Genomic DNA, 24,851 nt, shown 5'->3' on the forward strand with positions numbered 1-24,851 from the left:
ACCGGATGTTTTTTCACCATTGTGAAAGACTTCCCATGCAATTCCGGGCGCTTCCGCTACGCTCCTTCGCCGGAACTGCTTTCAAGGCGTAGCGTCTTTCTTCGCGCATGAGGCGCGGTAGAAGCCCACTTTGAGGATTCGCACTTGGACATGGCTGCATCGACCGGGTTCCGGACTGACCGCATTTCTCTTTCGGCACCCCGCGCCGTCCACATTCGCCGCTCCCTGATGGCTGCCGTCGCCGCCACCTCGTTTGCCCTGCTTCTGTCCGGCTGCCAGTCGACCACGTCCACCGACGTGCTGAAGGTCGAGCGCGCGCAGGGCTCGGAAGAGAACATCTCGTCGCTGTCGGCCGTCATCGCCGCCAACCCGCAGGACCCGGAAGCCTATAACGTGCGCGGTTCGGCCTATGGCCGCGCCGGCCAGCACCGCCGGGCGCTTGAAGACTTCAACCGCGCAATCGAGCTCAATCCGCGATTCTACCAGGCCTATGCCAACCGCGCGCTCGTGCAGCGCAGCCTGGGCGAGCAGGCGCAGGCGGCGGCCGACTACAACATGGCGCTGCAGCTCAACCCGAACTATGACGTCGCCTATATCGGCCGCGGCAATCTCTATCGCCAGGCCGGCCGTCTCGACGACGCGTTCAGCGACTTCAACCGCGCCATCCAGCTGGATACGACCGATCCGCGCGCCTATCACAATCGCGGCCTGATCTATCAGGCCCGCCGCCAGCACGATCCGGCAATCGAGGATTTCTCCAAGGCGATCTCGCTCTCGCCGAACTCCGCCGAACCCTATAACGGCCGCGGCATTTCCTATGCCGCGCAGGGCGACGACGACAACGCGTTCTCGGATTTCAACACAGCGATCAACCTCGACGGCAAGCTCGCCGAATCCTGGGCGAACCAGGCGCTGATCTACGAGCGCCGCGGCGAGATGGCGCGCGCTGCCAAGTCCTATTCGCACGCGCTGAAGCTCGACCCGAACTACACGCCGGCCAAGGACGGCCTCGCCCGCACCCGCGGCGCCGTCGCGACCGCGGCCAAGCAGCCGGCCTGATCCAGAAAATCATCGACAAACAAAAAGCCCGCGATCATCTCGCGGGCTTTTTCGTTTCAGGCTTTTGCCAGATCAGTGGTTCATCGCCTTGACGATGTCATCCGTCATCTTCTTGGCGTCGCCGAGCAGCATCATTGTGCCGTCCTTGTAGAACAGCGTGTTGTCGATGCCGGCATAACCCGAGCCGAGCGAGCGCTTGACGAAGAGGCAGGTCTTGGCCTTGTCGACGTCGAGGATCGGCATGCCGTAGATCGGCGAGGACTTGTCGTCGCGCGCGGCCGGGTTCGTCACATCGTTGGCGCCGATGACATAGGCGACGTCCGCCTGGGCGAACTCCGAGTTGATGTCCTCAAGCTCGAACACTTCGTCATAGGGCACGTTCGCTTCAGCGAGCAGCACGTTCATATGGCCGGGCATGCGGCCCGCGACCGGATGGATCGCGTATTTGACCTCGACACCGTTCTTCTTCAGCGCGTCGGCGAGCTCACGCACCGCATGCTGTGCCTGCGCCACCGCCATGCCGTAGCCCGGCACGATGATGACCTTGGAGGCGTTCGCCATCAGGAAGGCCGCGTCGTCGGCAGAACCCTGCTTGACCGTACGCTGCACGCCGTCGTCGCTGGCAGCGGCACCGCTATCGCCGCCGAAGCCGCCGAGGATGACGGAAATGAACGAGCGGTTCATGCCCTTGCACATGATGTAGGACAGGATCGCACCCGAGGAGCCCACCAGCGCGCCGGTGATGATCAGCGCGAGGTTGCCGAGCGTGAAGCCGATGCCGGCTGCCGCCCAACCCGAATAGGAGTTGAGCATCGAGACGACGACGGGCATGTCCGCGCCGCCGATCGGCACGATGAGCAGCACGCCGAGCGCCAGCGCCAGGATGACGATCAGCCAGAAGTCGAAATGGCTTTCCGACAGCGTCAGGCCGACGATGAAGAAGACGATCGCGGCGAGCAGCACGATGTTGATGACATGCCGGTAGGGCAGCATGATCGGCTTGCCGGACATGCGCCCGTCAAGCTTCAGGAAGGCGATGATCGAGCCGGTGAAGGTGATCGCACCGATGGCGGCACCCAGCGCCATTTCGATGAGCGCCTGGCCGTGGATTTCGCCGACCTGGCCGAGGCCGAAGGAGACCGGCGAATAGAGCGCGGCCGCGGCCACCAGCACGGCGGCAAGGCCGACGAGCGAGTGGAAGCCGGCGACGAGCTGCGGCATCGAGGTCATCGGGATCGAGCGGGCGATATAGGCGCCCGCACCGCCGCCGATGGCCAGGCCGAGCACGATGAGCACCAGGCCGCCGAAGGACGGCGTTGCCAAGAGCAGCGTCGTGCCGATGGCGATGCCCATGCCGACCATGCCGAGCGTGTTGCCGCGGCGGCTGGTCGTCGGATGCGACAGACCGCGCAGTGCCATGATGAAGAGCACCCCGGAGACGAGGTAGAGGAAGGCTGCGAAATTTGCGTTCATCGGGCCGGCCTCACTTCTCTTTTTTCTTGTACATCGCCAGCATGCGCTGGGTGACGAGGAAGCCGCCAAAGATGTTGACGGAGGCGAGGATCAGCGCGACGAAGCCGAAGCCGGTCGCCACACCCGAAAGCGAGATGCCGACGGCGAGCAGCGCGCCGACGACGATGACCGAGGAGATGGCATTGGTGACGGCCATCAGCGGCGTGTGCAGCGCGGGCGTCACCGACCAGACGACATAATAGCCGACGAAGATCGACAGCACGAAGATCGCCAGCCGGAAGACGAAGGGGTCGATTGCCCCGCCCGACACGCCATGCGCGGCAGCGGCGGCGGCGTCCGGCAGATAGTCGGAGGCCGTGCGCACGGCTTCCACGGCGCGCTCCAGATCGGTGATCGCCTTGTCCAGAAGTTCGTTTGCCATCACTTGCCCTCCCCTAGCTGAACGGCACCGCCGAAGTTCGGATGCACCACGGCGCCGCCGTGGCTCAGCATCGTCGCCTTGACGAGTTCATCCTCGACATTGACCGAGACCGATTTCTTCTCCTTGTCGACCATCGTTTCGAGGAAGGTCAGCAGGTTCTTGGCGTAGAGCGCGGAGGCGGAAGCGGCGATGCGGCCCGGCACGTTGAGATAGCCGATGACCTTGACACCCTCGACCTCGGCGACGCTGCCGGCCTCGGAGCCTTCGATATTGCCACCGCGTTCGACCGCGAGGTCGACGGCGATGGAGCCGTTGCGCATGGCCGATAGCATCTGGCGCGTCACGAGACGCGGCGCCGGGCGGCCGGGAATGAGCGCGGTGGTGATGACGATGTCCTGCTTGGCGATATGGTCGGCAACAAGTGCTGCCTGCTTCGCCTGGTATTCGCGGGACATTTCCTTGGCATAACCGCCGGCGGTTTCGGCGGCCTTGAACTCATCGTCCTCGACGGCGATGAATTTTGCGCCGAGCGAGGCGACCTGCTCCTTGGCGGCGGGACGAACGTCCGTCGCGGAAACGGCGGCACCGAGGCGGCGCGCGGTGGCGATCGCCTGGAGGCCGGCGACGCCGGCGCCCATGACGAAGACCTTGGCGGCCGGCACGGTGCCGGCGGCGGTCATCATCATCGGCATGGCGCGGTCGAATTCATGGGCGGCGTCGATGACCGCCTGGTAACCGGCAAGGTTTGCCTGCGAGGACAGGATGTCCATCGACTGGGCGCGCGTGATGCGCGGCATTAGTTCCATGGCAAAGGCGGTGAGACCGGCATTCGCCATCTCGGCGATGGCGGCTTCGTTGCCGTAGGGGTCCATGATGGCGATGACGATGGCGCCGGACTTGTAGCCGGCGATCTCCGACGAGGTCGGGCGACGCACCTTGAGGATGACATCCGCCGATTTCGCCTCTTCCGGCCCGACGATGCGGGCACCGGCGGCCTCGTAATCCGCATCCAGGATGCGGGACTTGAGACCTGCGCCGGCTTCCACCAGCACCTCCAGCCCCAAACCCTTCATTTTCTTGATCGTTTCAACGGAACCCGCAACGCGGCCTTCCGCCGGATCACTTTCCCTTGCCACAAAAATACACTGACTCAAACCGTGGTCCTCCCCCCGAGACTGGCCGTGTTGAAGCGCGACGCCGGATGGCGCCGCCACCAAACCGCAAATGCGGTTGTTCAGATCAACGCAGCAGGAAGAAGCCGGCGACGTTGAGAATGATGAACAGAAGCACCGCGCTGAAGAAACCAGCGCTGGTGAAGAAGCCGGCCGCCATGGCGATCAGCAGGGCGACGCAGAACAGCGTGCCGTACTTGGCTGCACCGATGAAGAAATTGTAGGTCTTCTCGTGCTCGGGATAATCCATCGGAGCGCCCATTTCGACCGGTCCGGAATGATGTTCAGCCATAGTCACCTTCTCCTAAGCAACCACGCCCGCGAGACGGAAAACTCCATCCGATGAGCGCTTAATACAGGCCGGAACCCGAAGTTCCGGCGATTCCCTCAGGCGCGACAAGCGCGCGTCTTTCAGGCCTTACACAATGGATCGGCAAAGCGCAACGGCATGGAAGGTGAGAGCGTTCGACCTGTAACGTTTCCGAAACAGAACGGGCCGGTTTCTTGCGAAACCGGCCCGGCATGCGACATCAAAACGCAAGTTATCCGGCGTAGGCACCGCCGGAAAGCTGGATCCGCTCGCCGCCGAAATGGGCGCGGCGGGCGGTCGGGCGCACGGTCAGTGGGCTGAACGGCAGGTCGTCGCCGCGGGCGAACATCATGCGGCGCTCATAGGGCTCCGACTTGAAGAAGGGAAAGCGCTGGTAGAGCGACGGCAGCGTCTCCTTGACGTTGGTCGCCAGCAGCATCAGGTCGATGATGAACTTGCCCTGGTTGCTCTTCGGCGAGGCGACGAAATCGGCGTCGAAGACGCGCTTGTAGAAGGCCGCATGGGCAGGCTTGACCATCTGCACGCAGCGATCCGTCTGGAAATAATCCGTCGCCATCGTGGCGATGCGCAGCGTGAGATATGGAATGGCCGGCATCTCGCTCCAGATTTCCGGGTCCGCCGCAAGGCGCACCGGATCGATCAGCGACATTCCCGCATCGAGGAAAGCGTTGATCTCGTCCGGGAAGACCTTGCCCGACGAGGTGACGCGATGGTCCGGCGTCACATGGTGCAGGCGCACCGTCGAGATCAGCCGCTCCTCGTAATAGATGCCGAAGACATAGGCATGGCTGTCGAAATCGGAATCGTCGATGAGAACCGACTGTTCGCCCAGATGCATCACGGCGCCGGCCTTGTAGGCCTTATAGCGGATGCGGGCGACGTCTTCCATGTCCTCGCCCGTCTCGACGCGGCGGTACTCGATCTTGTCGAGCAGTCCCAGAAGCTTGTCCGAAAAGCGATTGGTCGCCGTCTCTACGCTGGCCATAGTCCCCGTATCCCCGATTGAAAAACACCGGCAGCCACCGCGCTGCCCTACCTACAATCGCCGATATAAGACAATTTGTGTAAAATACCATTCATTAACCTTAATATATGGTTAACGCTAAATTTGAATAAGCTGATATAGCTTATCGACTTTGCACATCACGGGAAATGGCGGCGGGAAGGATCAGGCGACGCGGCGGCCGCGACGGCGGGGTTCGCCGGGCTTGCGGGCCAGCGTCTCGTAGAGATCGCGCAGCGCATCGGGCGACATGGGCGCAGCGAAGACGTAGCCCTGGACGAGGTCGGCGCACTGGTACTTGTTGATAAGGGCGAGTTGCTCGCGCGTCTCCACCCCCTCCACCACGATCCGCAGCCCCAGTTCGCGCGACAGGTTCACCGTACCGCGAAGCAACTGGAAGCGGCGCGGGTCCTCGCCGATATTGCGCACGAAGGACCGGTCGATCTTGATGACGTCGAGCGGCAGCTGGTCGAGATAGCTGAGGCTCGAATAGCCGGTGCCGAAATCGTCGATGGCGATGGTGATGCCGCGGGCGCGAAGCTCCTGCAGGATCGCCTGCACCTTGACCGGCTCCTCCATGAGGCAGCTTTCGGTGACTTCCAGGTGCAGCCGGTGCGGCGCGAGACCTCCTGCCGCCAGCGCCTCGGCGACGAGGTCGATAATGCTGGTGCCGCGCAGGTCCTGCACGGAGAGATTGACCGAAACGCCCATATGCTCCGGCCAGGTCGCGCAATCGGCGCAGGCCCGCATGATCATGAAGCGGGTGATCTCGGAGACGATGCCCATCTCTTCGGCGATCTGGATGAACACGTTCGGCGGCACCGGCCCGCGTTCCGGATGCGTCCAGCGCGACAGCGCCTCGCAGCATTCGATGCGCGAACCGTCCGGCACGAACATCGGCTGGTAGGCGACGGAAAGCGTGTTGGTGGCGAGCGCCTCGCGCAGGTCGTCCTTGAGCTTCTGGCGGTCGATGTAGCGCGCATCCATCTCCTGCTCGAAGACGGTGACGCTGCCCTTGGCGCGCGACTTGGTCTCGAACAGCGCGAGATCGGCGCGGATCTGCATTTCCTCCAGCCGGAAATCGCCGCTCGGCACCATCACGCAGCCGGCGCTGAAGGAAACGAGGAAGGTCATGCCGTCGAATTCGTAAGTGCCGCCCAGCTGCTCATGGAAGCGGCGCATGCGGGCTTCGAGGTCGCGGCGGTTGCTTTCGTTCGGGAAGAACAGGATGAACTCGTCGCCCATCAGGTGGCCGGCGATCACCTTGTCGCCGGCAAGCCGGCGCAGCCGCTCGGCAATGGCACAGAGCAGCCGGTCGCCGGTGACGTGGCCCTTCATGTCGTTGACATGCTTGAAGTCGTCGATGTCGAGCACCATGAAGCCGACCATGCCGGGCTTTTTGCGATCGGCAAGCGCCTCCTGCACGAGATCGGAAAAGTAGGTGCGGTTCGGCAGGCCGGTGAGGCTGTCGTAACGCACCATGTGCAGGATCTTGTTTTCCGCCCGCACGCGCGCCGTCACGTCTTCGAAGATCAGCACGGCGCCGCCGTTCTCGCGCGGGGAAGCGGTGAATTCGAGATAGAGGCCGTCCGTCACCTGCACGAGCGCGCGGGAACGCTCACCCTTCAGAAGCTCGTCGAGCTGGCGCAGGATCGCCCTGCTCTGGTCGGCATTCAGGAAGGTATTGCGCACGCCGAAACGCAGGACCACGTCGAGGTGACAATCCTTCAGGCGCTCCTGGTTGCCGAGATGCAGAAGCTCGCAGGCGCGACGGTTGGCGACGAGAATGCGGTGGTCGGCATCGAGCATGAACAGGCCGTGCGGCATGTTGTTGAGCGCCGTGTCGAAACGATCGGCGATGATCGAAACCTCGCGCGTCGCCAGCACGTTCTTGTAGAGGAATTCGCGCACGCCGTTCGCCATCATGCGCGTCGTCATCACGAAGGGCAGGATGAGGACCGCCAGGACCGCGTGGTAGAAATCCCCCAGGCCGAGAAAGCCCACCACCATCGGGAAGCAGGCGGAAAAGGTCATGTAATCGACGGCCCGCTTCGAGCCGCAGTTGCGCCCGACGACGGAGACCATGGTGGCGAGCGTCACGGCAATTGTGGCAAGTTCCGCAAAACTGTCGCGGCTGAAGAGCAGGCTGTAGCCACAGGCGGTGCCGAGCGCCATCGTCGTGCCGACGGCACCGAGATTGTACCAGTTCTCCCAATAGCGGATGCCGTCCATGTCGAGGGCGTCCTGGTCCACCCGGTCGAAGTGGCGCATGCCGACGGCGCGCAGCGACCAGATGAGCACGACGAGCCCGCTCCAGGCGAGGAAAAACGGGTCGGCGGTTTTTGCGTATACGAAAGAGAACGTGATGACATGCGAAATCATGCCCACGAAAAGGGTCTGGCGGTTCCCGTACAGCGAACTGACGAACGACAGGTAGACATCGGCCGGCAGTGTGTTTTGACCCTTATCCTTCATGGACTAGGCACTCCCTTGACGAGAGAGGGTTACCGACCAAAATTTAATGAATGATTTCGGGAAATTACCCAATAACGAGGGTATAGTCCGACATAATTGCACGCAAGTTCAACCGATGGAAGTGGTATTCAACCCAATATTGCAATATTGCCGGTTTCAGCCCGCAAAGTTCAACCTGGCATGAGTAAAAGACGCAACTTCCTGACTCCACTGCGACACAGTATTGCGTGAAAGCGGAGGGAGAAAAACCTTTTGTACAATCGCTGTTTGCAAGCCTTTGGTTAACGACCTGTCGCTGTAAGACTATCAAATATCATCACGCAAGGACAGGGCCTCCAACCCGCCTACCGCCTGAAACAGCGCTTCCGTCGTCATTTCGCCCGAAAGGGGGAATTGACTGGGACGGGATTTGATAGCAAATCCTCAATTGGTATTTCTTTTTCCGGAGTCCATCATGTCGAAACCCGTCGTCGCCATTCCCGCCGATATCAGGGAAATCGAAGGCAACGTCTGGCAGGCCACCCCGAACCAGTATGTGCGCGCCGCCGTCAAGGGCGCCAACGTGACCGTCTTCCTCGTGCCGGCGCTCGAAACCGACAACGATTTCGACGGCATCCTGGACCGGGTCGACGGGCTTCTGGTCAGCGGCTCGCGCACCAATGTGCACCCCTCGCTCTATGGCAAGGAAGCCACCGAGGCGGAAGGCCCCTATGATCCCGCGCGCGACGCAACGAGCCTGCCGCTCATTCGCCGGGCACTGGAGCGCGGCATTCCGCTGCTCGCCATCTGCCGCGGCATCCAGGAACTGAACGTCGTGCTCGGCGGCACGCTCGCCAACGAGATCCAGGAACAGCCCGGCATGTGGGACCACCGCAAGCCGGACACGCCCGTGCTCGACGTCGCCTACGGCATCCGCCAGACGGTCACGGTCAAGGAAGGAAGCTGCCTGGCCGCGGTCGTCGGCGCCGGCGAAGTGCAGGTGAACTCGCTGCACCGGCAGGCGATCTCCGAGATTGCGCCGCGCCTTGCCGTGGAGGCCGTCGCCGAAGATGGCACGATCGAAGCCGTCTCCGTCATCGGCGCCAAGGCCTTCGCAGTCGGCGTGCAGTGGCATCCGGAATATTGGGTCGGCTCCGACCAGCCGTCGAACAGCCTGTTTGCCGCTTTCGGCGAGGCGGTGCGCGACTATGCGGCCACCAAGCAGGGTGTTGCCCGTCCCGCCGAGGCCGACGTGCTGGCCTTCGGCTCCGTCAAGTCCGCCTGATCGCATCCCGCGACCAGAGAGCGAGCGCGGCGAGACTGAAGGCCGCGCCGGCGACGCACACGCCCGTCCAGCCGAAACGCGCATAACTCGCCGTCGACGTGATCGCGCCGAGCGCGCTGCCGGCTGAATAGAACACCATGTAGCCGCCGACGAGGCGGCTTCGTGCTTCCGGGCGCCGGGCGAGGATCAGGCTCTGGTTGGTGACATGCACCGCCTGCACCGCGAAATCGAGAACCACGACACCCAGCGCGAAGACGACGAGCGAGCGGGGCAGAAACCCGATCGCCAGCCACGACAGGCAAAGCAGTGCCAGCGAAAATCCGGTCGCGCGTTCCGCAAAACCCCGATCGGCGAGGCGCCCGGCGCTGCCCGCCGCAAGCGCTCCGGCCAGTCCCGCAAGCCCGAACAGGCCGATCTGCGTGTGCGAGAGCGAAAACGGCGCGGCGCTAAGCGGCAGCACCATCGCCGTCCAGAGCGTGCTGAAGCTCGCGAAGACCAGGAAGGCGAGGCCGGCGCGCAGGCGCAGCACTGGCTCCTGCCAGAAGAGAAGCGGGATCGATTTCAGCACCGCCGCATAACGCTCGGAACTGCCAATGGGAATATTTCGCGGCAGGACGCGGACGAGAAGCAGGCCGAGGACCAGCATGAGGCCGGCGGAGGAAAAATAGACCACCCGCCACCCCCCGACATCCGCCAGCACGCCGGCCACGAACCGCGCCGCCAGAATGCCGACCACCACGCCGCTCGTCACCAGCCCGACCGCCTGCCCCCGCTCCGCCGGCCGCGCCAAAGTCGCGCTCAATGCCACTAGCACCTGCACCACGACGGCCAGCAAGCCCACCACGATCATGCCGGCAAACAGCGCGAAAACATGGGGCGCACTGCCGATGGCGGCCAGTGCGATGGCGGAAAGCAGCGTCTGGGCGACAATGAGCTTGCGGCGATCGACGAGGTCGCCAAGCGGGACGATGAAGACGAGGCCCGCCGCATAACCCACCTGCGTCAGCGCCACGACGAGGCCGACGGTGCCCGGCGATATGCCGAACGTTACCGCGATCGCGTCGAGCAACGGCTGCGCATAATAGATATTCGCGACGCTGGCGCCGCAGGTAAAGGCAAAGACCAGCAGCGTCCAGCGCGGCAGGGCCTGTTGTGTGGCGGTCGTCGCATCCATCATCGGTCTCCAGTCATCAAGTCCTATGATGAGACCACTTGCGGCAAACGCATTCCAGTTCTATTTTAAGACCAGTTTAATGTCAGGAAAGCAGACGATGAAGCGCAAGAGTTTTCGCGAAGCGGAGTGCCCCGTCGCGCGCACGCTGGATGCGATCGGCGACTGGTGGTCGCTGCTGATCGTGCGCGACGCCTTCGACGGCATCCGGCGTTTCGGCGCGTTCCAGCAGAATCTCGGCATCGCCAAGGGCATGCTGAGCACGCGCCTGCGCGATCTCGTGGAAGCCGGTGTTCTCGACCTCGCCCCCGCGTCCGATGGCAGCGCCTACCAGGAATATGTGCTGACCGAGAAGGGCCACGGCCTGTTTCTCGTCATCGTGGCGCTGCGGCAATGGGGGGAAGACCACCTCTATCGCGAAGGCGAACGGCGGTCCGTTCTGGTGGATGCGGCAACGAGCACACCGGTCTCGCGGCTCGCGCTGCATGCGTCCGATGGACGCCGGCTTGAGTGGGCGGATACGCGCCTGGTCTAGTCGGCGGAAATCATCGTGACCATGGCATCGGCGGGTTCAACCGCCTCATAGGCGAGCCCATCGCCATCGACGACGGTGAGGATCGCCTCGCCCCGCGCGTCGGCGACGACCACCGTGCCGTCGCCATTGCTGATCCAGGTCCGCGCCGCCGAGAGGCCCGGCCATACGGCCTCGCAATCGCCATTGGCCGTAAAACGTTCGCTGCGGCTGGAAATCCGGCTGCCCCGCTCGGCAAGGCAGGCGGTGTTCGCCACCACGTTGGAAATCGTATAGCTGTGGCCCGTTGTCTGTGCCGGAATGGAATTCGAGATCACCGGATCGATCGCCGGCGTCTCACGGCTGACCACGCTCCAGAGACCCAGCGACAAAACGCCGGCCGCGGCGGCAATCATCAGCGTCTTCATGGGGTCTCCTTTCGGCTCGTTCCGACGCACAAAGCATGCGCCCGCAAACTTGCCGAAAGGTTAATGAAGGCTTTCCAGGGCCTACCCGGCTTTTCGCGTAAAGGGCGTTTCCGGCACCGGCGTCACCGCCGTTCCGCGTTCGAACCAGGCAAAAAGATTGTCCGCCACGAGATCGGCCATGGCATCTCGCGTCGCGACCGACGCCGAGGCGACATGCGGCAGCAGCGAGACGTTCGGCAGGTCGAGAAGCGCCTGCGGCACATGCGGCTCATCATAGAACACATCGAGGCCGGCCCCCGCGATGACGCCATCCTTCAACGCCGCCGCAAGGGCCGCCTCGTCAACCGTCCAGCCGCGCCCGACATTGATCAGCACGCCATTGGGGCCGAGCGCCTGAAGGATTGCCGCATCGATCGTGCGGTGCGTCTCCGGCGTCTTCGGCACGATGGCGATGAGGATATCGACCGCCTCGGCAAGCTCCGCCAGCGACGGATAATAGGCATAAGGCACGTCCTCGCGCGGACGCCGCGTGTGGTAGGCGATGTCGATGCCGAAACCCTTCAGCCGTTCGGCGATCGCCATGCCGATGCGCCCGAGGCCGTAGATGCCGGCCTTGCGTCCGCGCAGGCTGAGCGGCGTCAGCGGAAACGCGCCGTCGCGCACCCAGCGGCCTTCGCGCAGCCAGCTTTCGGCCTGCGGGAAACGGCGCACGGTGTTGAGCAGCAGGCCGATCGCCGTGTCCGCAACCTCGTCGTTCAGCACATCCGGCGTGTTGGTGACGACGATCCCGCGCGCGGCAGCCGGCGCCACATCGATCCCGTCATACCCAACGCCGAAGCTCGCGATGATTTCCAGCCCCGGCAGGTGTTCGATCAGCGCCGCACCACAGCCGCCGGAGACGGCGATGCCGGAAATGCTCGCGGCTTCAGAACGGGCCAGCAATGTCGGATCCGGCCGCTCGATGCGCACGACATCGAAGGCCTCCGTGATGCGGTCGAGCACCCGCTCGCGGATTGTGCCCGGCACGAGAATGCGTGTCTTGGCCGCCATGGCAAAACCTCCCTGCTGTCTGAAATGCCTCAGCCTTCCGGATGGGGCTTCAGCGGTCCGGTGGATTGCCGGATGCGCATTTCCGGCTTGATGAGGTGGATGCCGTCCGGCTCGTGGCTGCCCGAGAGCTTGTCGAGCAGCGCGCGCGCGGCATTGCGCCCGACTTCGGACTGGCCGTTCCAGACGGTGGTGAGCGCGGGTGTCGCGATTGCCGCCTCTTCGAGGTCGTCATAACCCGTGACGGAGACGTCGCGGCCGGGCACGAGGCCGGCGCGCGCAATGCCGTTCATCAGGCCGATCGCCACGAGGTCGTTCCAGCAGACGGCCGCCGTCGGCTTCTGCGGCAATGAGAGGAAATGCACCGCCGCCTCGAAGCCGCCCTGCTTGGTGCGGGGGCCGGGAATGCGCAGGCTCGGATCGACCTCGATATTCGCCTTGCGCAGCGCGTTGACATAACCCTGGTAGCGGTCGCGGCCGGTCGACGTCTGGTCCGTGCCGCCCACCATGGCGATGGTGCGATGGCCAAGCCCAATCAGGTGGTTGGTAGCAAGCGAAATGCCATAACTGTCGTCGCCGCGGAAAATCGGCACGTCCAATCCCTCGATGGAGCGCGCAATGAGGATCGCCGGCATGCCATTGTCCTCGGCAAGCTGGATATCCTCCGGCGGCGTGCCGATGGCCGGCGACATGATGACGCCGTCGCCGCCGAGCTGCAGCAGCGTCTCGACGAAATTGCGCTGCTTCTCGACCGAATCGTAATGGTTGGAGAGGATGAAGGTCTGCCGGTCGCGATCGAGCTCGCTTTCGATGGCCTTCAGGATTTCCGCGTAGAACGGGTTCATGATGTCGTGCACGACGACGCCTATGATGCCCGAGCGGGACGTTCGCAGGCTCGCCGCGCGGCGATTGTAGATATAGCCAAGCGCGCGGGCCTGTTCCTTGATGCGATCCCGGGTCGAGGCCGCGACGAGCGGACTGTCCCTCAGCGCAAGCGATACCGTCGCCGTGGAAACGCCGAGCGTCTCCGCGATGGTGGAAAGCTTGATTTTCTGGGCCACGACCCCTCCCCAGACGAATGCGTTTAAAACCGTTTATTTAAACAGTTTAAATGTCCTCGGCAACAGGCTTTTCGCCGTTGAGTGGTGGGTCAGTTTGAATTGTTCACCAGGGCGTTTCTGATGGCTGCCACGCCGACAAACAGGACAACACCGCAGATCATTGCCCCCGTCAGAAACCCCATCGTCTCCGCAAAATTGGCAGGCATCACGCCGCCCAGAACAGCACGAAGGATGGCGATCGGAAATCCGAAAGCGATCCCGTAAAGAGCCGCCTTCTTTAAATTCCATTTTTGAGCGCTTATTTCCCGAAACCTTCGGAAGCCGATATGCCTTCAGTCTGCCGCACTATCGCCGTTGCGTGGGCCATCCGGCAGGTTGGCGTGGAGGTTCTCGTCCATGGTGCGCAGCAGCTTGAGCAGCTGGCGCACATCCTTTTCGCTCAGGCCTTCGGCCGCCTGCTCTTCGCTGAGCCGCCCGGCTTCGGTGATCGTCTCGACGGTGGCGCGGCCGGACTCGGTCAGGTGCACGACGGTAAGCCTCCCGTCGGTCTCGTCGGGCCGGCGTTCCACGAAACCCTGCGCCTCCAGCCGGCCGATCGTGCGCGTCATGGTCGGCGCCTTGACGCCGAGGCGGGTGGCGAGCGCGCCGGCGGTCAGTCCCCCCTCCTCCGAAAGCGCGAGGATCACGCCGTCCTGACCGGCATAGAGGCCGGTCGCCAGAAGATTGCGCGACAGCACCGTGCGCATGGAGCGGGCCGCATTGACGACCGCGCTAGCAAGGCCGGCACCCGTGACGTCATCGTGCGACTTCTTCTTCTTGCTCTTCTTCGCGTCCTTGCCGTCCTTGTGCTTCTTGCCCATCGATCGCCTCTCCCGAATGCTTCGCCGCCCTTGCGTCGCGGGCCCCGCCTTCATATGACTCAGGTTACAGGCGCGCGGCAAGTCAGGATCGGAGCGGAAGGAATGACGCATCCCAAGATGCGATGGACCGAAAACGATCCGGACCTGCCAGCGGAAGCACGCGCGGACTGGATCGCCGTCCTGCCGCTCGGCGCCCATGAGGGCCATGGCCCGCATTTGCCGCTCGAAACCGACACGCTGATTGCCGAGGGCGTCGCCGCGCGGCTGATGGCCGTGCTGCCGGCGCACCTGCCCGTCACCTTCCTTCCCGTCGAGCCGGTCGGCTATTCGCCCGAACATCTCGACGTGCCGGGCACGCGCTCGCTCGATTATGCCGAGGCCATCGAGCGCTGGCTTGCGATAGCCGGGGACCTGCGCCCCTTCGGCATCCGCAAGCTCGTGCTGCTCAACGCCCACGGCGGCAATTCCCCGCTGATGACCATCGTCGCGACCGAGGCGCGCATCCGCTTCGACATGCTCGTCGTCGCGACCGCCTGGACCCGCTTCGGCCAGCCGGACGGCTGGATCACGCCGGAAGACAAGGCAATCGACATCCATGGCGGCGACATCGAGACCTCCGTCATGCTCGCGCTTCATCCCGACGTGGTCCATATGGAGAAGGCGCAGCGCTTCGGCTCGCGCCAGGCGGAATTCGCCGCCCGCTTCGCGCATCTGCGCGCCTACGGGCCGCATGCCTTCGGCTGGAAGATGTCCGACCTGAACCCCAAGGGCGTTGCGGGCGATGCCAGTGCGGCGACCGCGGAAAAGGGCGAGCGGCTGCTCATGCATGCCGTGCGCGGCCTCGTCGCCCTCCTCGAAGACGTCGCCGCCTTCGATGTGAAGGCACTGGACTAAAGCAACTCCAGCAAAAGTGCGGAACGCGGTTTTGCGTCCGGAATTGCGCAACGACAAGGCCGGATCGCATTTGCGCTGGCCCGTTCGATCTCCTATATCAGACGCCAACCGGACGTCTCAGCCGTCCCCGCAATCGCTCGAGGTTCCCATGACCGAAACAGCCCTCCCGAAGCCCATTCCCGTCACCGTGCTCACCGGCTATCTCGGCGCCGGCAAGACGACGCTGCTCAACCGCATCCTCACCGGCAATCACGGCAAGCGATACGCCGTCATCGTCAACGAATTCGGCGAGATCGGCATCGACAACGACCTGATCGTCGAATCCGACGAGGAAATCTACGAGATGAACAACGGCTGCATCTGCTGCACCGTGCGCGGCGACCTGATCCGCGTCGTGGAAGGCCTGATGCGCCGCCCCGGCCGCTTCGACGCGATCATCGTCGAGACGACGGGCCTTGCCGATCCGGTGCCGGTCGCCCAGACCTTTTTCATGGACGACGACGTGCGCCAGAAGACCGAGCTCGACGCCGTCGTGGCCCTGGTCGACGCGAAGCACCTGCCGCTGCGCCTGAAGGACAGCCGCGAGGCGGAAGACCAGATCGCCTTCGCCGATGTCGTGCTGATCAACAAGACCGACCTCGTGAGCCCTGAAGAGCTGGCCCGCATCGAGGCGACCGTTCGCGTCATCAACCCGTCCGCCCGCATCCACCGCACGACCCGCTCGGAAATTGACCTCACCAAGGTTCTCGACCAGGGCGCGTTCAACCTGGAGCGTGCGCTCGAAAACGATCCGCACTTCCTCGACCACGATGCGCCGGACCATGTCTGCGGCCCGGATTGCGGCCATGACCATGATCATCATGGTCACGACCACGATCATGCGCACCATGATCACGATCATGAACACCACCACCATGATCACGACCATCACCACCACGATCATGACCATGACCACGACCACGGCGTCTCGCCGATCCATGACGTGACGGTGCAGTCGATCTCGCTGCGCGGCGGCGAGATGAACCCGGACCGCTTCTTCCCCTGGATCCAGAAGATCACCCAGACCGACGGCCCGAACATCCTGCGCCTCAAAGGCATCATCGCCTTTGCCGGTGATGACGAGCGTTACGTCGTGCAGGGCGTGCACATGATCGTCGAGGGCGATCACCAGCGCGCCTGGAAGGACGGCGAGAAGCGCGAAAGCCGCCTCGTCTTCATCGGCCGCGATCTCGACCGCGAGAAGATCGAACGCACCTTCAAGGCCTGCGAGGCACAGGCATGACGCCGAAAAGTGTGAAACGGTTTTCGGGCAACGTCATGCATGGGGAAAAGACTTACTGATGCCGACTGTCGCTCCTCTTGATCTCGACGGCCACGTCGTCGCGGCCGCCTTTCTCGGTGACGTGCCGTTCTTCGCCTCCGCCTCCGGCGCCATTAACCGCCTCGACCATGGCCACAAGGTCACCGAGGCGCATGACGGCCTGCTCGCCTGCGTGCGCGACGAGGCGAACGACACGCTGATCACCGGCGGTGAAGATGGCAAGGTGATGCGCATTGCCGCCGACGGCAGCGTGAGCCTTGTCGCCGAAGTGCCGCGCAAGTGGATCTCGATCGTCGCCGCCGGGCCGCAGGGCGTGGTCGGCTTCGCGGAGGGCCGCACGGCCCGCGTCCGGCTTGCGGACGGCACGATCAAGGAGTTCGTGGAGGCACGCTCCGTCGAGGGCGTCGCCTTCGCGCCGAAGGGGCTGCGGATCGGCCTGGCGCGCTACAACGGTGCGTCTTTGCACTGGGTGGCGATGGCGGCCCAGCCGGTCGATCTCGAATGGAAGGGCGCCCATACCGGCATCACCTTTTCGCCGGACGGCCGCTTCGTCGTCACCAGCATGCAGGAAAATGCGCTGCACGGCTGGAAGCTCGACTCGAAGCCTGGCGGCGATACCCGCCACATGCGCATGACCGGCTATCCGGCGAAGGTGAAGTCGCTCTCCTGGTCGGCGAAGGGCAAGTGGCTTGCCTCTTCCGGCGCGCCGGCCGCGATCGTCTGGCCTTTCTCCGCTAAAGACGGCCCGATGGGCAAGCCGCCGCTGGAACTCGGCACCCGCAGCGACGTGATGGTCACGGCCGTCGCCTGCCATCCGGCGGAAGAGGTCGTCGCCATTGGCTATTCGGATGGCATGGTGCTCGCCGCCCGTTTCGCCGACAGCCGCGAAGTGCTGCTGCGCCGCCCCGGCAAGGGCGCCATCACCTCGATCGCCTGGAGCAAGAGCGGCAAGCTGATCGCCTTCGCCAGCGAAGCCGGCGATTGCGGCGTCATCGATATCGCGGGATAACAGCATAAACCCGGAAGAGCGACGCTCTCCCAGGCCCACGGACCGCAAGGGTGGGGATGGTGCGGTCAGTGTTTGCGCTTCTTGCAGCCGCAATCGCTGCCGCCGAGAATGCCGAGCGTGTTGCCATTGAGGATGCCCGACAGGGTGCCGTTGAGCACGCCATTCAGGACCTTGTTGTTGTCGTTATCGGTGAGGATATCGCCGATGCCGAGCCCGACGCTCGGGGCGATAACGATGCCGCCCGTCTTGTTGCCGTTCAGAATGCCGAGGCCGCCGAGAAGGCCGCCGGCGGACGCCTGGCTGGCGCCGGCAAATGCGAAGATGGTTGCGATGAGGATGGTGGTGCGGGTCTTGCTCATGTTCTCTCTCCTTCGGTTGTGTACCTCGGTGGTACGCAACTGAAGGTAATATAAGCGCCGATTTACTCAACCAGATTTCCCAATCGTAGCAAATAGTTAACCATAACAGAGACAAGTTTAACGATCTGATACCAATCACAACTCATAATAGATAAAATCGCAATATCGACACGAAATTCAATCATTGAGAGAAATTTTAACCATGCAACTCTAGGATTCTGTTCCATTAACAGACAGGGGCAGGATCCGATGCGCTTCCTTCGTGGCTTCATTTGCACGGCTCTGGCGCTTGCCGGATACAACCAGGCTTCTGCGGATTCAACCGTCGATTACAAGGTGGGCGGTGGCTGGACCTCGAATATTTTCCAGGACCCAAGCAGCATTTCGGCCGCCTTCAGCGAGGCAAAGCTAGGTTTGCGCGGCAGCCTGGCGCTGGAAGATTCCCATCTCGCCTATGCCCTGAGCGCCGGTGTGCGCCGCGTGCCAAAGTATCGTTTCGCCGACCAGCGCATCGCCGGCGTCGAACTCGGGTATAGCCATGACCTCAGCAAGACGGTGAAGCTGACATTGAAGGGCGGCGTCGAGCATCGGCGCACCGGCGACATTTTTCTCGACCTGCCCGGCGCGCTGATCGGCTACCGCAAGGTGGACGTCGTCGCCACCGCCAGCGCCGGCATCACGGTCGAGCGCTGGGGCGGCCGCAACCACCTGACTGCAACCGTCTCCAAGCTCGACCGCGGCAAGGCGCATTTCACGTTGCGCGGGCTGAGGCCGACCCAGCTCGAAGCGGGCTACACCCTGTTCGACGTCACCGGCGGCCATATCCGCCCGCTCTTCGGCGGCGAGGTGGGTGCCACGCTGCAATATCGTGCAAGCCAGATCGCCAGCTCCGAACGCAGGGCCTTCGAGCGTTTTCCGGCCGAGACCCTGCGGGGATCGCTCGCCTATGGCCGTGTCTTCGGCAAGAGCATCACGCTGATGGCGGAAGCCGGCGTGGTCGGCGTGCAAAGCCCGCATCTCGGCAAGACCGTAGAACGCGCGCGGCCCTTCCTGAAAGGCGAGTTGACCTGGCAGCTCCCGCATGAGGCCGTGCTGAAGGCGAAAATCACGCGCGACATCCAGCTTGGCGACATCGACGATTCGCTCGGCGAAGACGTGCGCACGGTCGGCCTCTCGCTGGAAAAGGCGCTGACGGAGAAGCTGAAGCTCGCGCTCGCCTATGAGCAGGCCTATAGCGACTGGCTCTATTACGATTATCGCACGCGCACGAAATCGATCTCGGCGACGCTGAGCTATGCATTTTCCAAGAGCGCCACCGCCTCGCTGGAATACAGCCACCTCGTGCGCCGCGAAAACGACAAGGCCGCCGACTTCGAGGTCGACGGCCTTGCGGCACGGTTTTCGGGCTCGTTCTGAGCGTTCACCACTCCAGCTCGACCTGGGGCCGGCCGTTCGAGGTTTTCTCGGTCGTGCGCCCCGTCTCGTCGACGGTGCAGTTCACCCGCTGACGGAAGGCGGAGAAGCTGTCGAAGGTCACCACGTCCACCGGCTCGTCGAAATGCAGCGTCATGCGGTAGCGGCCGGGCTGGCTGGTCAGCGCCTGCACGCCGAGGATTTCGGCGTCGAAGGGCTGGCCGAGATAGTGCCCGCGCACGCGCGAGCCGAGCATCCACGGATTGAACGGCGGCCGGTTGCCGACGACGGCATGCAGCGTGTTCCAGTCGCGAAAGCCATATTGCGCGGCGATGAGTTCCAGTGCGCGGGAATGGGAAATCGCCTGGTCGTCTTCGGCAAAACGCGCACGCAGCCGCTTCGCCTGGTCTTTCAGGGCATCGAGGGATGGTAGGGGCGTCGATGTTGGACGCATGTCGGATCTCCAGTGTCTGCATGCGTCATTTCGGAGGGAGCCCGCATTGCCACCGGTTCGCATGCATGATGCTGGAAGACCGATCGTCATTCAGAGAGACTTCACCAAAGCTAACGCTCGCGGACGGCAGGGGCTCTCACCCTGCCCCGCACATAAGGCTTCGCGCGCCGCCTGTCAAATGGCGGGCTCTTGCATCGCCGGCTGAGGCATGGGAGCAATCGCAGCGGGAGGAACCACCATGACCCTCGTCACCCTGCTCGCCTTCGCCGCCGTCGCCTTCATCGGCATCGCCACGCCCGGCCCGACCGTCCTGCTCGCACTCACCAACGGCTCGCGCTACGGCATCGGCCGCGCACTGCCCGGCATGGTCGGCGCCGTGCTGTCGGATTTCGTGCTGATCGGCGCCGTCGCACTCGGCCTCGGCGCGCTTCTTGCGGCGTCCGAATTCTGGTTCACCGTCGTCAAATGGCTGGGTGCGGCCTATCTCGCCTTCCTCGGCATCCAGATGCTGCGCTCCACCGGCACGCTCGGTCGCGCCCTCGACGACGCACAGGCCACCGGCCGCACGACAGCGCGGGCGATCTTCTCGAAGAGCCTGCTGGTCGCCGTCACCAATCCCAAGGGCTACCTGTTCTTCTCGGCCTTCCTGCCGCAGTTCATCGACCCATCCGCCCCGCAGACGCAGCAATATGCCCTGCTCGCGCTGGTCTTCGCGGCCATCGATTTCGTGGTGATGTTCGGTTATGCGGCGCTGGGCTCGCAGGCTGTGCGCCTGCTCAAGACATCCGGTGCCGCCTGGCTCGACCGCATCTGCGGCGGGGCGCTGCTGGCGCTTGCCGGCTCGCTCGCCTTCTATCGCCGCGCCGCGAGCTGATCAGCTCTCGGCGGTGCCGATAATCTTGGCCAGGAGATCATGCAGGTCGTCGCGGTAGCCGGAACGGGCGGAAGGGTCGCCCTCGTCGGAGGTCATGGCGACCGTCAGGCCGAGGTCCGGCACGATATAGAGCATCTGGCCGCCAAAGCCCCAGGCATAATGCACCGTCTTGCCGCCGATGACCCGCTCGAACCAGCCGTAGCCATAGCCGTCGTTGGAAAAGCGCGAATTGGTGCGCGACTGCCAGGACTGGCGGATCCAGTCCTCCGGCACGAGCTGTGTGCCGTCCGCGGTGCGCCCGCCATTGCGGTAGAGCTCACCGAAGGCCAACAGAGAGCGCGCGCTCATCGCCATCTGGTTGCCGCCGAGATAGATGCCTTGCGGATCGCGATCCCAGGCGCCGATACGGAAACCCTCGAGCGGACCGAGCCAGTCGCGGGCAAGCGCCAGCGTCGACTTGCCGCCGACTTTCGTCAGGATCGCCGAGAGAAGATGCGTCGAGCCGGTGGAATAGAGCATCGCCCCGCCCGGCTCGTCGGCGAAGGGCATGGCGAGAGCCGCGCGTACCCAGTTGCGGCTGGCGACCCAGCGGCCGTAATTGCCGCCGGAGGTGCGCTCCAGCCCCGCCTGCATGGAGAGCAGGTTGCCGATGGTGATGCGGTCGAGCCGCGGGTCGCGTTCCACCGGCAGGTCGCTGGCGAGGATCGGCGCGATCGGCTGGTCGACGCCTTGGAGCAGGCCCTTGGAAATCGCGATCCCGACAAGGGCCGAGATGATCGATTTCGACGCCGACTTGATGTTCGCGCTCTCGGCCGGCGTATGCCCGCCATAGCCACGCTCGGCAACGATCTTGCCGTCGCGCGCCACGACGACCGCCTTTAACTGCGACAACGAGGCGGCCGCAGACAGCGTCTCGGCGATCGTCTGCGCCGGCTGGGCGAAAACGGGCTCCTGCGCGCGGGCGCCTGCGAGCGGCATCGCCAGGGCAAGACCGATGATGAAAAGCTGCTTCCTCATGGGAAGGCAGATAGGCGACGGGCGGCGCAATTTCATGGCCGATGGCCAGGCTTCACGCAGTGTTGAAAACCCGTGTACACCGGCCATGAACGGCGCGTTCCTCAGAAGCGGTAGGTGACGCCGGCGCCGACCAGCCAGGGATTGAGCTTCGCCTTGCCGGTCAGCGGCGTGCCGTTGAAGTCGACCTTCCATTTCGGTTCGAGAAAAATCTTCTTCACGTCGAAGTTCACGCCCCAATGATCGTCCAGCATGTAATCGAAACCGACCTGCAGGGCGGCGCCGACCTTGTTCTCGATATCGAGCTTTGAAAAATCGCCCGAGCCGGACTGGTTGTAGAAGACCGTATAGTTCACGCCCGCGCCGACATAGGGCTTGAAGGCGCCGAAATCGGTGAAGTGGTATTGCAGCGTCACCGTCGGCGGCAGCAGCCAGGCCTTGCCCACCTTGCCGAGCCCGGCGATCGAGCCGGCCGCATCGACATGCGCATAGGTCGTGCCGAGAATGAGCTCGGCCGCGATGTTGTCGGTGAAGAAATAGGAAATATCGAGCTCCGGAATGACCGTATCCGAATAGGAGAGGTCGGACCCCGCGATCCCGTTCACGGCACCCGAATCGTTCGTGATGACGCCGAGGCCGCGCACGCGGATCTGCCAGGGGCTTTGCGCCGCAAGGTCGATGGTCGCCTCCGGCGGCGCCATGCGCTCTTCCAAGTCTGCTGCAAACGCCCCGTTGCCCACCAGCACCAGCCCGGCGGCAAGCCCCATCCAATTCCCAATCATGTCGTCTCTCCTGATCGTCTTTGCGGAGCGACTATGGAGCTGGCGGAACAGGCCTTCCCTTGAGATGGATCAAACGGCGACGAGATCGGTGCGAAATTAGCACCGATCTTGACAATTTCACAATTAAAACAATGACAAGCGTCAAGTCCGGCCGGAAATCAGGCCGCCTTGCGCATCTCCGCGCCGGCCAGGCGGCGGCCGCTGGCGACGAGCATGCCGGCAACACCGTCGAGCCAGCCGTCCTTCAGCTCCAGCGCAAGGAAACGCCGGCGCTCGAACGGGCCGGGCATGACGAGGTGCTGCGCCTTGTCGGCAAAGAAGCCGAATCGCTCGTAATATTCCGGATCGCCGACGAGCAGAACCGCGCCGTGGCCGCGGCCACGCGCTTCGGTGATGGCAGCCCGCATCAGCGCGCCGCCGATGCCCTTGCCCTCATGCTCGCAATCGACGGCGAGCGGGCCGAGCAGCAGCGCCTGCACGGCATTGCCGTCGGAATCGACGCCCGCCTCGACATTCCAAAGGCGAACGGTGCCGATGACATGGCCATCCGCATCGCGGGCGACGAGTGCAAGGCCTTCCGCAGCCACGCGGCCGCGGCGGATCTTTTCCGAAGACTTGCGGAAACGCCCCTCGCCCATGACCCGGTCGAGCAAGCGCTCGCGCGCGACGACGTCGCCGGCATTTTCCCGGTCGATGGTAAAGGCGGCATGCGCGAAGAACGCGCGGACAGAATCAAGAACAGTGGCCATCGTTGGGCCTCCCGAACTCAAAACCGATTCAAACGGTATCTGGAAGGAATTGTGAATTTGGCGCTCCCGCTCGAAACGGGAGCGCCGATAGGCTTAGATGACGTAGGCCTTGAGCGGCTCGAAGCCGTTGAAGGCGACGGCCGAATAGGTCGTCGTATAGGCGCCGGTGCCCTCGATCAGAACCTCGTCGCCGATCGAAAGGGTGATCGGCAGCGGATACATGTTCTTCTCGTACATCACGTCGGCCGAATCGCAGGTCGGGCCGGCGAGCACGCAGGGCTCCATCTCGTCCTGATCGCGCGCGGTGCGGATCGGGTAGCGGATCGCCTCGTCCATGGTTTCGGCGAGACCGCCGAACTTGCCGATGTCGAGGAAGACCCAGCGGTGGTTGTCATTGTCCGACTTCTTCGAGACGAGAACGACTTCCGCCTTGATCACACCCGCATTGCCGACCATGCCGCGGCCAGGCTCGATGATGGTTTCCGGGATCTGGTTGCCGAAGTGCTTCTTCAGCGCACCGAAGATCGCCTTGCCATAGGCTTCGGCCGACGGAACGTCGCGAAGATACTTCGTCGGGAAGCCGCCGCCCATGTTGACCATCTTCAACTCGATGCCCTGCTTGGCAAGCTGCACGAAGACGCGCTTGGCATCGGCAAGGGCCGAATCCCAGGCATCGACCTTCGTCATCTGCGAGCCGACATGGAACGACACGCCGTAAGAGACGAGACCGTTCTGGTGGGCGTAGACGAGCACGTCGACGGCCATCTGCGGTACGCAGCCGAACTTGCGCGACAGCGGCCATTCGGCACCTTCGCCATCCGTGAGCACGCGGCAAAACACGCGTGCACCGGGAGCGGCACGGCCGATCTTCTCGACTTCCTCATGGCTGTCGACCGCGAAGAGCGAAACGCCGAGCGCATGCGCCTTGGCGATATCGCGTTCCTTCTTGATCGTGTTGCCGAAGGAGATACGGCTCGGGGTGGCACCGGCATCGAGCGCCATTTCGATTTCGGCGACGGACGCGCAATCGAAGTTGGAGCCCATGGAGGCGAGCAGGCGCAGGACTTCCGGCGCCGGGTTGGCCTTGACGGCATAGTAGATCGAGCTGTCGGGCAGCGCGTGGCGGAAAGCCTTGAAATTGTCACGCACGACATCGAGGTCGACCACGAGGCACGGGCCGTCGGGACGTCGGGTGTTCAGGAAGTCGATAATACGTGCAGTTGCCATTTCGGTATTCCCCATATCCAGGTTGCTCCGGGAAGCCCGGAGGACAAAGGGCAGAATGCAAGCACGCTTTGGAACCAGCCGGTGGAGACCCCGGAACCAAACGTGCGCATCATGCGCGATCGGTGAACCGAAGCCCGCCTAGGCTTCAATTCGGCTTTGTCTGCCTTGGATTGGCGGGAAAACCCGACCGCACGTCCGGCAATGAAGGTGTGCCTCTTCAGTAACCCCGGCTGTTGGAAAGCCGGCAGACACCAGAAAGGCCCGCACCGTCGTTGCTTCAAGATGTCCTCGCTCTTCCGGTTGGCCGGAGAAACGACTGGAGGGGTTAATTCCAGGTACCTTACCGAGTTCCTCACCAAATCGAGGGTCGGCGGACACCCACAGGCACGTGCGACTTTGGGCAAGGGGGAGATAAGAAGAATCGCTGTCGTAATCAAGAGGTTTTTTGAAAGTCGCTATTGAAAATATTTTGACAGCCA

Annotated in this window: 25 protein-coding genes; 8 read left to right on the plus strand and 17 right to left on the minus strand. The window is 63.6% G+C overall.

What is annotated here, in order from left to right:
• The first annotated feature begins 150 nt into the window (after positions 1–150).
• A complete protein-coding gene (locus AC1RWL_RS21505; protein WP_256119789.1) occupies positions 151–1,059 on the plus strand; it encodes a tetratricopeptide repeat protein in 909 nt (302 codons plus the stop codon).
• 72 nt (positions 1,060–1,131) lie between these two features.
• Here AC1RWL_RS21505 and AC1RWL_RS21510 read toward each other — a convergent pair whose 3' ends face one another.
• The 6 genes from AC1RWL_RS21510 to AC1RWL_RS21535 form a co-directional block, all read right to left on the minus strand.
• Positions 1,132–2,532, minus strand: coding sequence for an NAD(P)(+) transhydrogenase (Re/Si-specific) subunit beta (locus AC1RWL_RS21510; RefSeq protein WP_256119790.1), 1,401 nt, complete (start codon positions 2,530–2,532; stop codon positions 1,132–1,134).
• 10 nt (positions 2,533–2,542) lie between these two features.
• Positions 2,543–2,953, minus strand: a complete 411-nt coding sequence (locus tag AC1RWL_RS21515; protein ID WP_256119791.1) for an NAD(P) transhydrogenase subunit alpha part 2 — start codon at positions 2,951–2,953, stop codon at positions 2,543–2,545.
• Complete coding sequence (locus AC1RWL_RS21520; RefSeq protein WP_439623897.1) at positions 2,953–4,107, minus strand: Re/Si-specific NAD(P)(+) transhydrogenase subunit alpha; 1,155 nt, start codon at positions 4,105–4,107, stop codon at positions 2,953–2,955. The genes AC1RWL_RS21515 and AC1RWL_RS21520 overlap by 1 nt, the downstream gene beginning before the upstream one ends.
• Positions 4,108–4,192: 85 nt before the next feature.
• Complete coding sequence (locus tag AC1RWL_RS21525) at positions 4,193–4,417, minus strand: aa3-type cytochrome c oxidase subunit IV (protein WP_256119793.1); 225 nt, start codon at positions 4,415–4,417, stop codon at positions 4,193–4,195.
• 250 nt (positions 4,418–4,667) lie between these two features.
• Positions 4,668–5,441, minus strand: coding sequence for an N-acyl amino acid synthase FeeM domain-containing protein (locus AC1RWL_RS21530; protein WP_256119794.1), 774 nt, complete (start codon positions 5,439–5,441; stop codon positions 4,668–4,670).
• Positions 5,442–5,624: 183 nt separating this feature from the next.
• Positions 5,625–7,934 carry a putative bifunctional diguanylate cyclase/phosphodiesterase gene (locus AC1RWL_RS21535; protein WP_256119795.1) on the minus strand — a complete coding sequence of 770 codons (2,310 nt, stop codon included), beginning with the start codon at positions 7,932–7,934 and terminating at the stop codon, positions 5,625–5,627.
• Positions 7,935–8,388: 454 nt separating this feature from the next.
• Here AC1RWL_RS21535 and AC1RWL_RS21540 point away from each other — a divergent pair, with 454 nt between their 5' ends.
• Positions 8,389–9,198: a gamma-glutamyl-gamma-aminobutyrate hydrolase family protein gene (locus tag AC1RWL_RS21540; RefSeq protein WP_493097198.1), complete on the plus strand. Its 810-nt coding sequence runs from the start codon at positions 8,389–8,391 to the stop codon at positions 9,196–9,198.
• On the opposite strand, the gene AC1RWL_RS21545 is transcribed toward AC1RWL_RS21540, so the two are convergent.
• The gene (locus AC1RWL_RS21545) at positions 9,185–10,372 is read right to left on the minus strand and encodes an MFS transporter (protein WP_493097199.1); all 1,188 of its coding nucleotides are present in this window, start codon (positions 10,370–10,372) and stop codon (positions 9,185–9,187) included. The genes AC1RWL_RS21540 and AC1RWL_RS21545 overlap by 14 nt on opposite strands.
• Positions 10,373–10,469: 97 nt before the next feature.
• On the opposite strand from AC1RWL_RS21545, the gene AC1RWL_RS21550 reads away from it, so the two are divergent.
• The gene (locus AC1RWL_RS21550) at positions 10,470–10,904 is read left to right on the plus strand and encodes a winged helix-turn-helix transcriptional regulator (RefSeq protein ID WP_493097200.1); all 435 of its coding nucleotides are present in this window, start codon (positions 10,470–10,472) and stop codon (positions 10,902–10,904) included.
• Here the strand turns inward: AC1RWL_RS21550 and AC1RWL_RS21555 are convergent.
• The 4 genes from AC1RWL_RS21555 to AC1RWL_RS21570 all read right to left on the minus strand — a co-directional run bounded on the left by AC1RWL_RS21555 (position 10,901) and on the right by AC1RWL_RS21570 (position 14,276).
• Complete coding sequence (locus AC1RWL_RS21555; RefSeq protein WP_493097201.1) at positions 10,901–11,308, minus strand: hypothetical protein; 408 nt, start codon at positions 11,306–11,308, stop codon at positions 10,901–10,903. The two genes, AC1RWL_RS21550 and AC1RWL_RS21555, sit on opposite strands and share 4 nt — an antisense overlap.
• Positions 11,309–11,389: 81 nt before the next feature.
• On the minus strand, positions 11,390–12,358 hold the full coding sequence (locus tag AC1RWL_RS21560; RefSeq protein ID WP_493097202.1) for a 2-hydroxyacid dehydrogenase: 969 nt from the start codon (positions 12,356–12,358) through the stop codon (positions 11,390–11,392).
• A gap of 29 nt (positions 12,359–12,387) precedes the next feature.
• Complete coding sequence (locus tag AC1RWL_RS21565) at positions 12,388–13,416, minus strand: LacI family DNA-binding transcriptional regulator (RefSeq protein ID WP_256119801.1); 1,029 nt, start codon at positions 13,414–13,416, stop codon at positions 12,388–12,390.
• A 332-nt stretch (positions 13,417–13,748) separates the two neighbouring features.
• On the minus strand, positions 13,749–14,276 hold the full coding sequence (locus AC1RWL_RS21570) for a MarR family winged helix-turn-helix transcriptional regulator (RefSeq protein ID WP_439617551.1): 528 nt from the start codon (positions 14,274–14,276) through the stop codon (positions 13,749–13,751).
• Positions 14,277–14,378: 102 nt separating this feature from the next.
• Here AC1RWL_RS21570 and AC1RWL_RS21575 point away from each other — a divergent pair, with 102 nt between their 5' ends.
• The 3 genes from AC1RWL_RS21575 (at position 14,379) to AC1RWL_RS21585 (ending at position 17,500) form a co-directional block, all read left to right on the plus strand.
• Positions 14,379–15,170 carry a creatininase family protein gene (locus AC1RWL_RS21575; protein WP_493097203.1) on the plus strand — a complete coding sequence of 264 codons (792 nt, stop codon included), beginning with the start codon at positions 14,379–14,381 and terminating at the stop codon, positions 15,168–15,170.
• Between the two features lie 148 nt (positions 15,171–15,318).
• A complete protein-coding gene (locus AC1RWL_RS21580; protein WP_493097204.1) occupies positions 15,319–16,452 on the plus strand; it encodes a CobW family GTP-binding protein in 1,134 nt (377 codons plus the stop codon).
• 58 nt (positions 16,453–16,510) lie between these two features.
• A complete protein-coding gene (locus tag AC1RWL_RS21585; protein ID WP_493097205.1) occupies positions 16,511–17,500 on the plus strand; it encodes a WD40 repeat domain-containing protein in 990 nt (329 codons plus the stop codon).
• 65 nt (positions 17,501–17,565) lie between these two features.
• Here AC1RWL_RS21585 and AC1RWL_RS21590 read toward each other — a convergent pair whose 3' ends face one another.
• Positions 17,566–17,859: a hypothetical protein gene (locus tag AC1RWL_RS21590; RefSeq protein ID WP_439623874.1), complete on the minus strand. Its 294-nt coding sequence runs from the start codon at positions 17,857–17,859 to the stop codon at positions 17,566–17,568.
• 249 nt (positions 17,860–18,108) lie between these two features.
• Here AC1RWL_RS21590 and AC1RWL_RS21595 point away from each other — a divergent pair, with 249 nt between their 5' ends.
• The gene (locus AC1RWL_RS21595) at positions 18,109–19,275 is read left to right on the plus strand and encodes a hypothetical protein (protein ID WP_493097206.1); all 1,167 of its coding nucleotides are present in this window, start codon (positions 18,109–18,111) and stop codon (positions 19,273–19,275) included.
• A 4-nt stretch (positions 19,276–19,279) separates the two neighbouring features.
• On the opposite strand, the gene AC1RWL_RS21600 is transcribed toward AC1RWL_RS21595, so the two are convergent.
• Complete coding sequence (locus AC1RWL_RS21600) at positions 19,280–19,726, minus strand: glyoxalase superfamily protein (RefSeq protein ID WP_256119808.1); 447 nt, start codon at positions 19,724–19,726, stop codon at positions 19,280–19,282.
• A gap of 238 nt (positions 19,727–19,964) precedes the next feature.
• On the opposite strand from AC1RWL_RS21600, the gene AC1RWL_RS21605 reads away from it, so the two are divergent.
• Positions 19,965–20,600 carry a LysE family translocator gene (locus tag AC1RWL_RS21605; RefSeq protein ID WP_493097207.1) on the plus strand — a complete coding sequence of 212 codons (636 nt, stop codon included), beginning with the start codon at positions 19,965–19,967 and terminating at the stop codon, positions 20,598–20,600.
• Here the strand turns inward: AC1RWL_RS21605 and AC1RWL_RS21610 are convergent, their stop codons facing one another.
• The 4 genes from AC1RWL_RS21610 to odc2 form a co-directional block, all read right to left on the minus strand.
• Positions 20,601–21,617 (minus strand): serine hydrolase domain-containing protein, encoded by a 1,017-nt coding sequence (locus AC1RWL_RS21610; protein WP_493097208.1) that lies wholly within the window; start codon positions 21,615–21,617, stop codon positions 20,601–20,603.
• 101 nt (positions 21,618–21,718) lie between these two features.
• Positions 21,719–22,396 carry an OmpW/AlkL family protein gene (locus AC1RWL_RS21615; protein WP_493097209.1) on the minus strand — a complete coding sequence of 226 codons (678 nt, stop codon included), beginning with the start codon at positions 22,394–22,396 and terminating at the stop codon, positions 21,719–21,721.
• Positions 22,397–22,554: 158 nt separating this feature from the next.
• Complete coding sequence (locus tag AC1RWL_RS21620; protein WP_493097210.1) at positions 22,555–23,145, minus strand: GNAT family N-acetyltransferase; 591 nt, start codon at positions 23,143–23,145, stop codon at positions 22,555–22,557.
• Between the two features lie 93 nt (positions 23,146–23,238).
• Positions 23,239–24,372, minus strand: a complete 1,134-nt coding sequence (gene odc2, locus AC1RWL_RS21625; RefSeq protein WP_493097211.1) for an ornithine/lysine decarboxylase — start codon at positions 24,370–24,372, stop codon at positions 23,239–23,241.
• Positions 24,373–24,851: the final 479 nt, after the last annotated feature.

The organism is Shinella sp. GW821-FHT10F02, assembly GCF_058809275.1.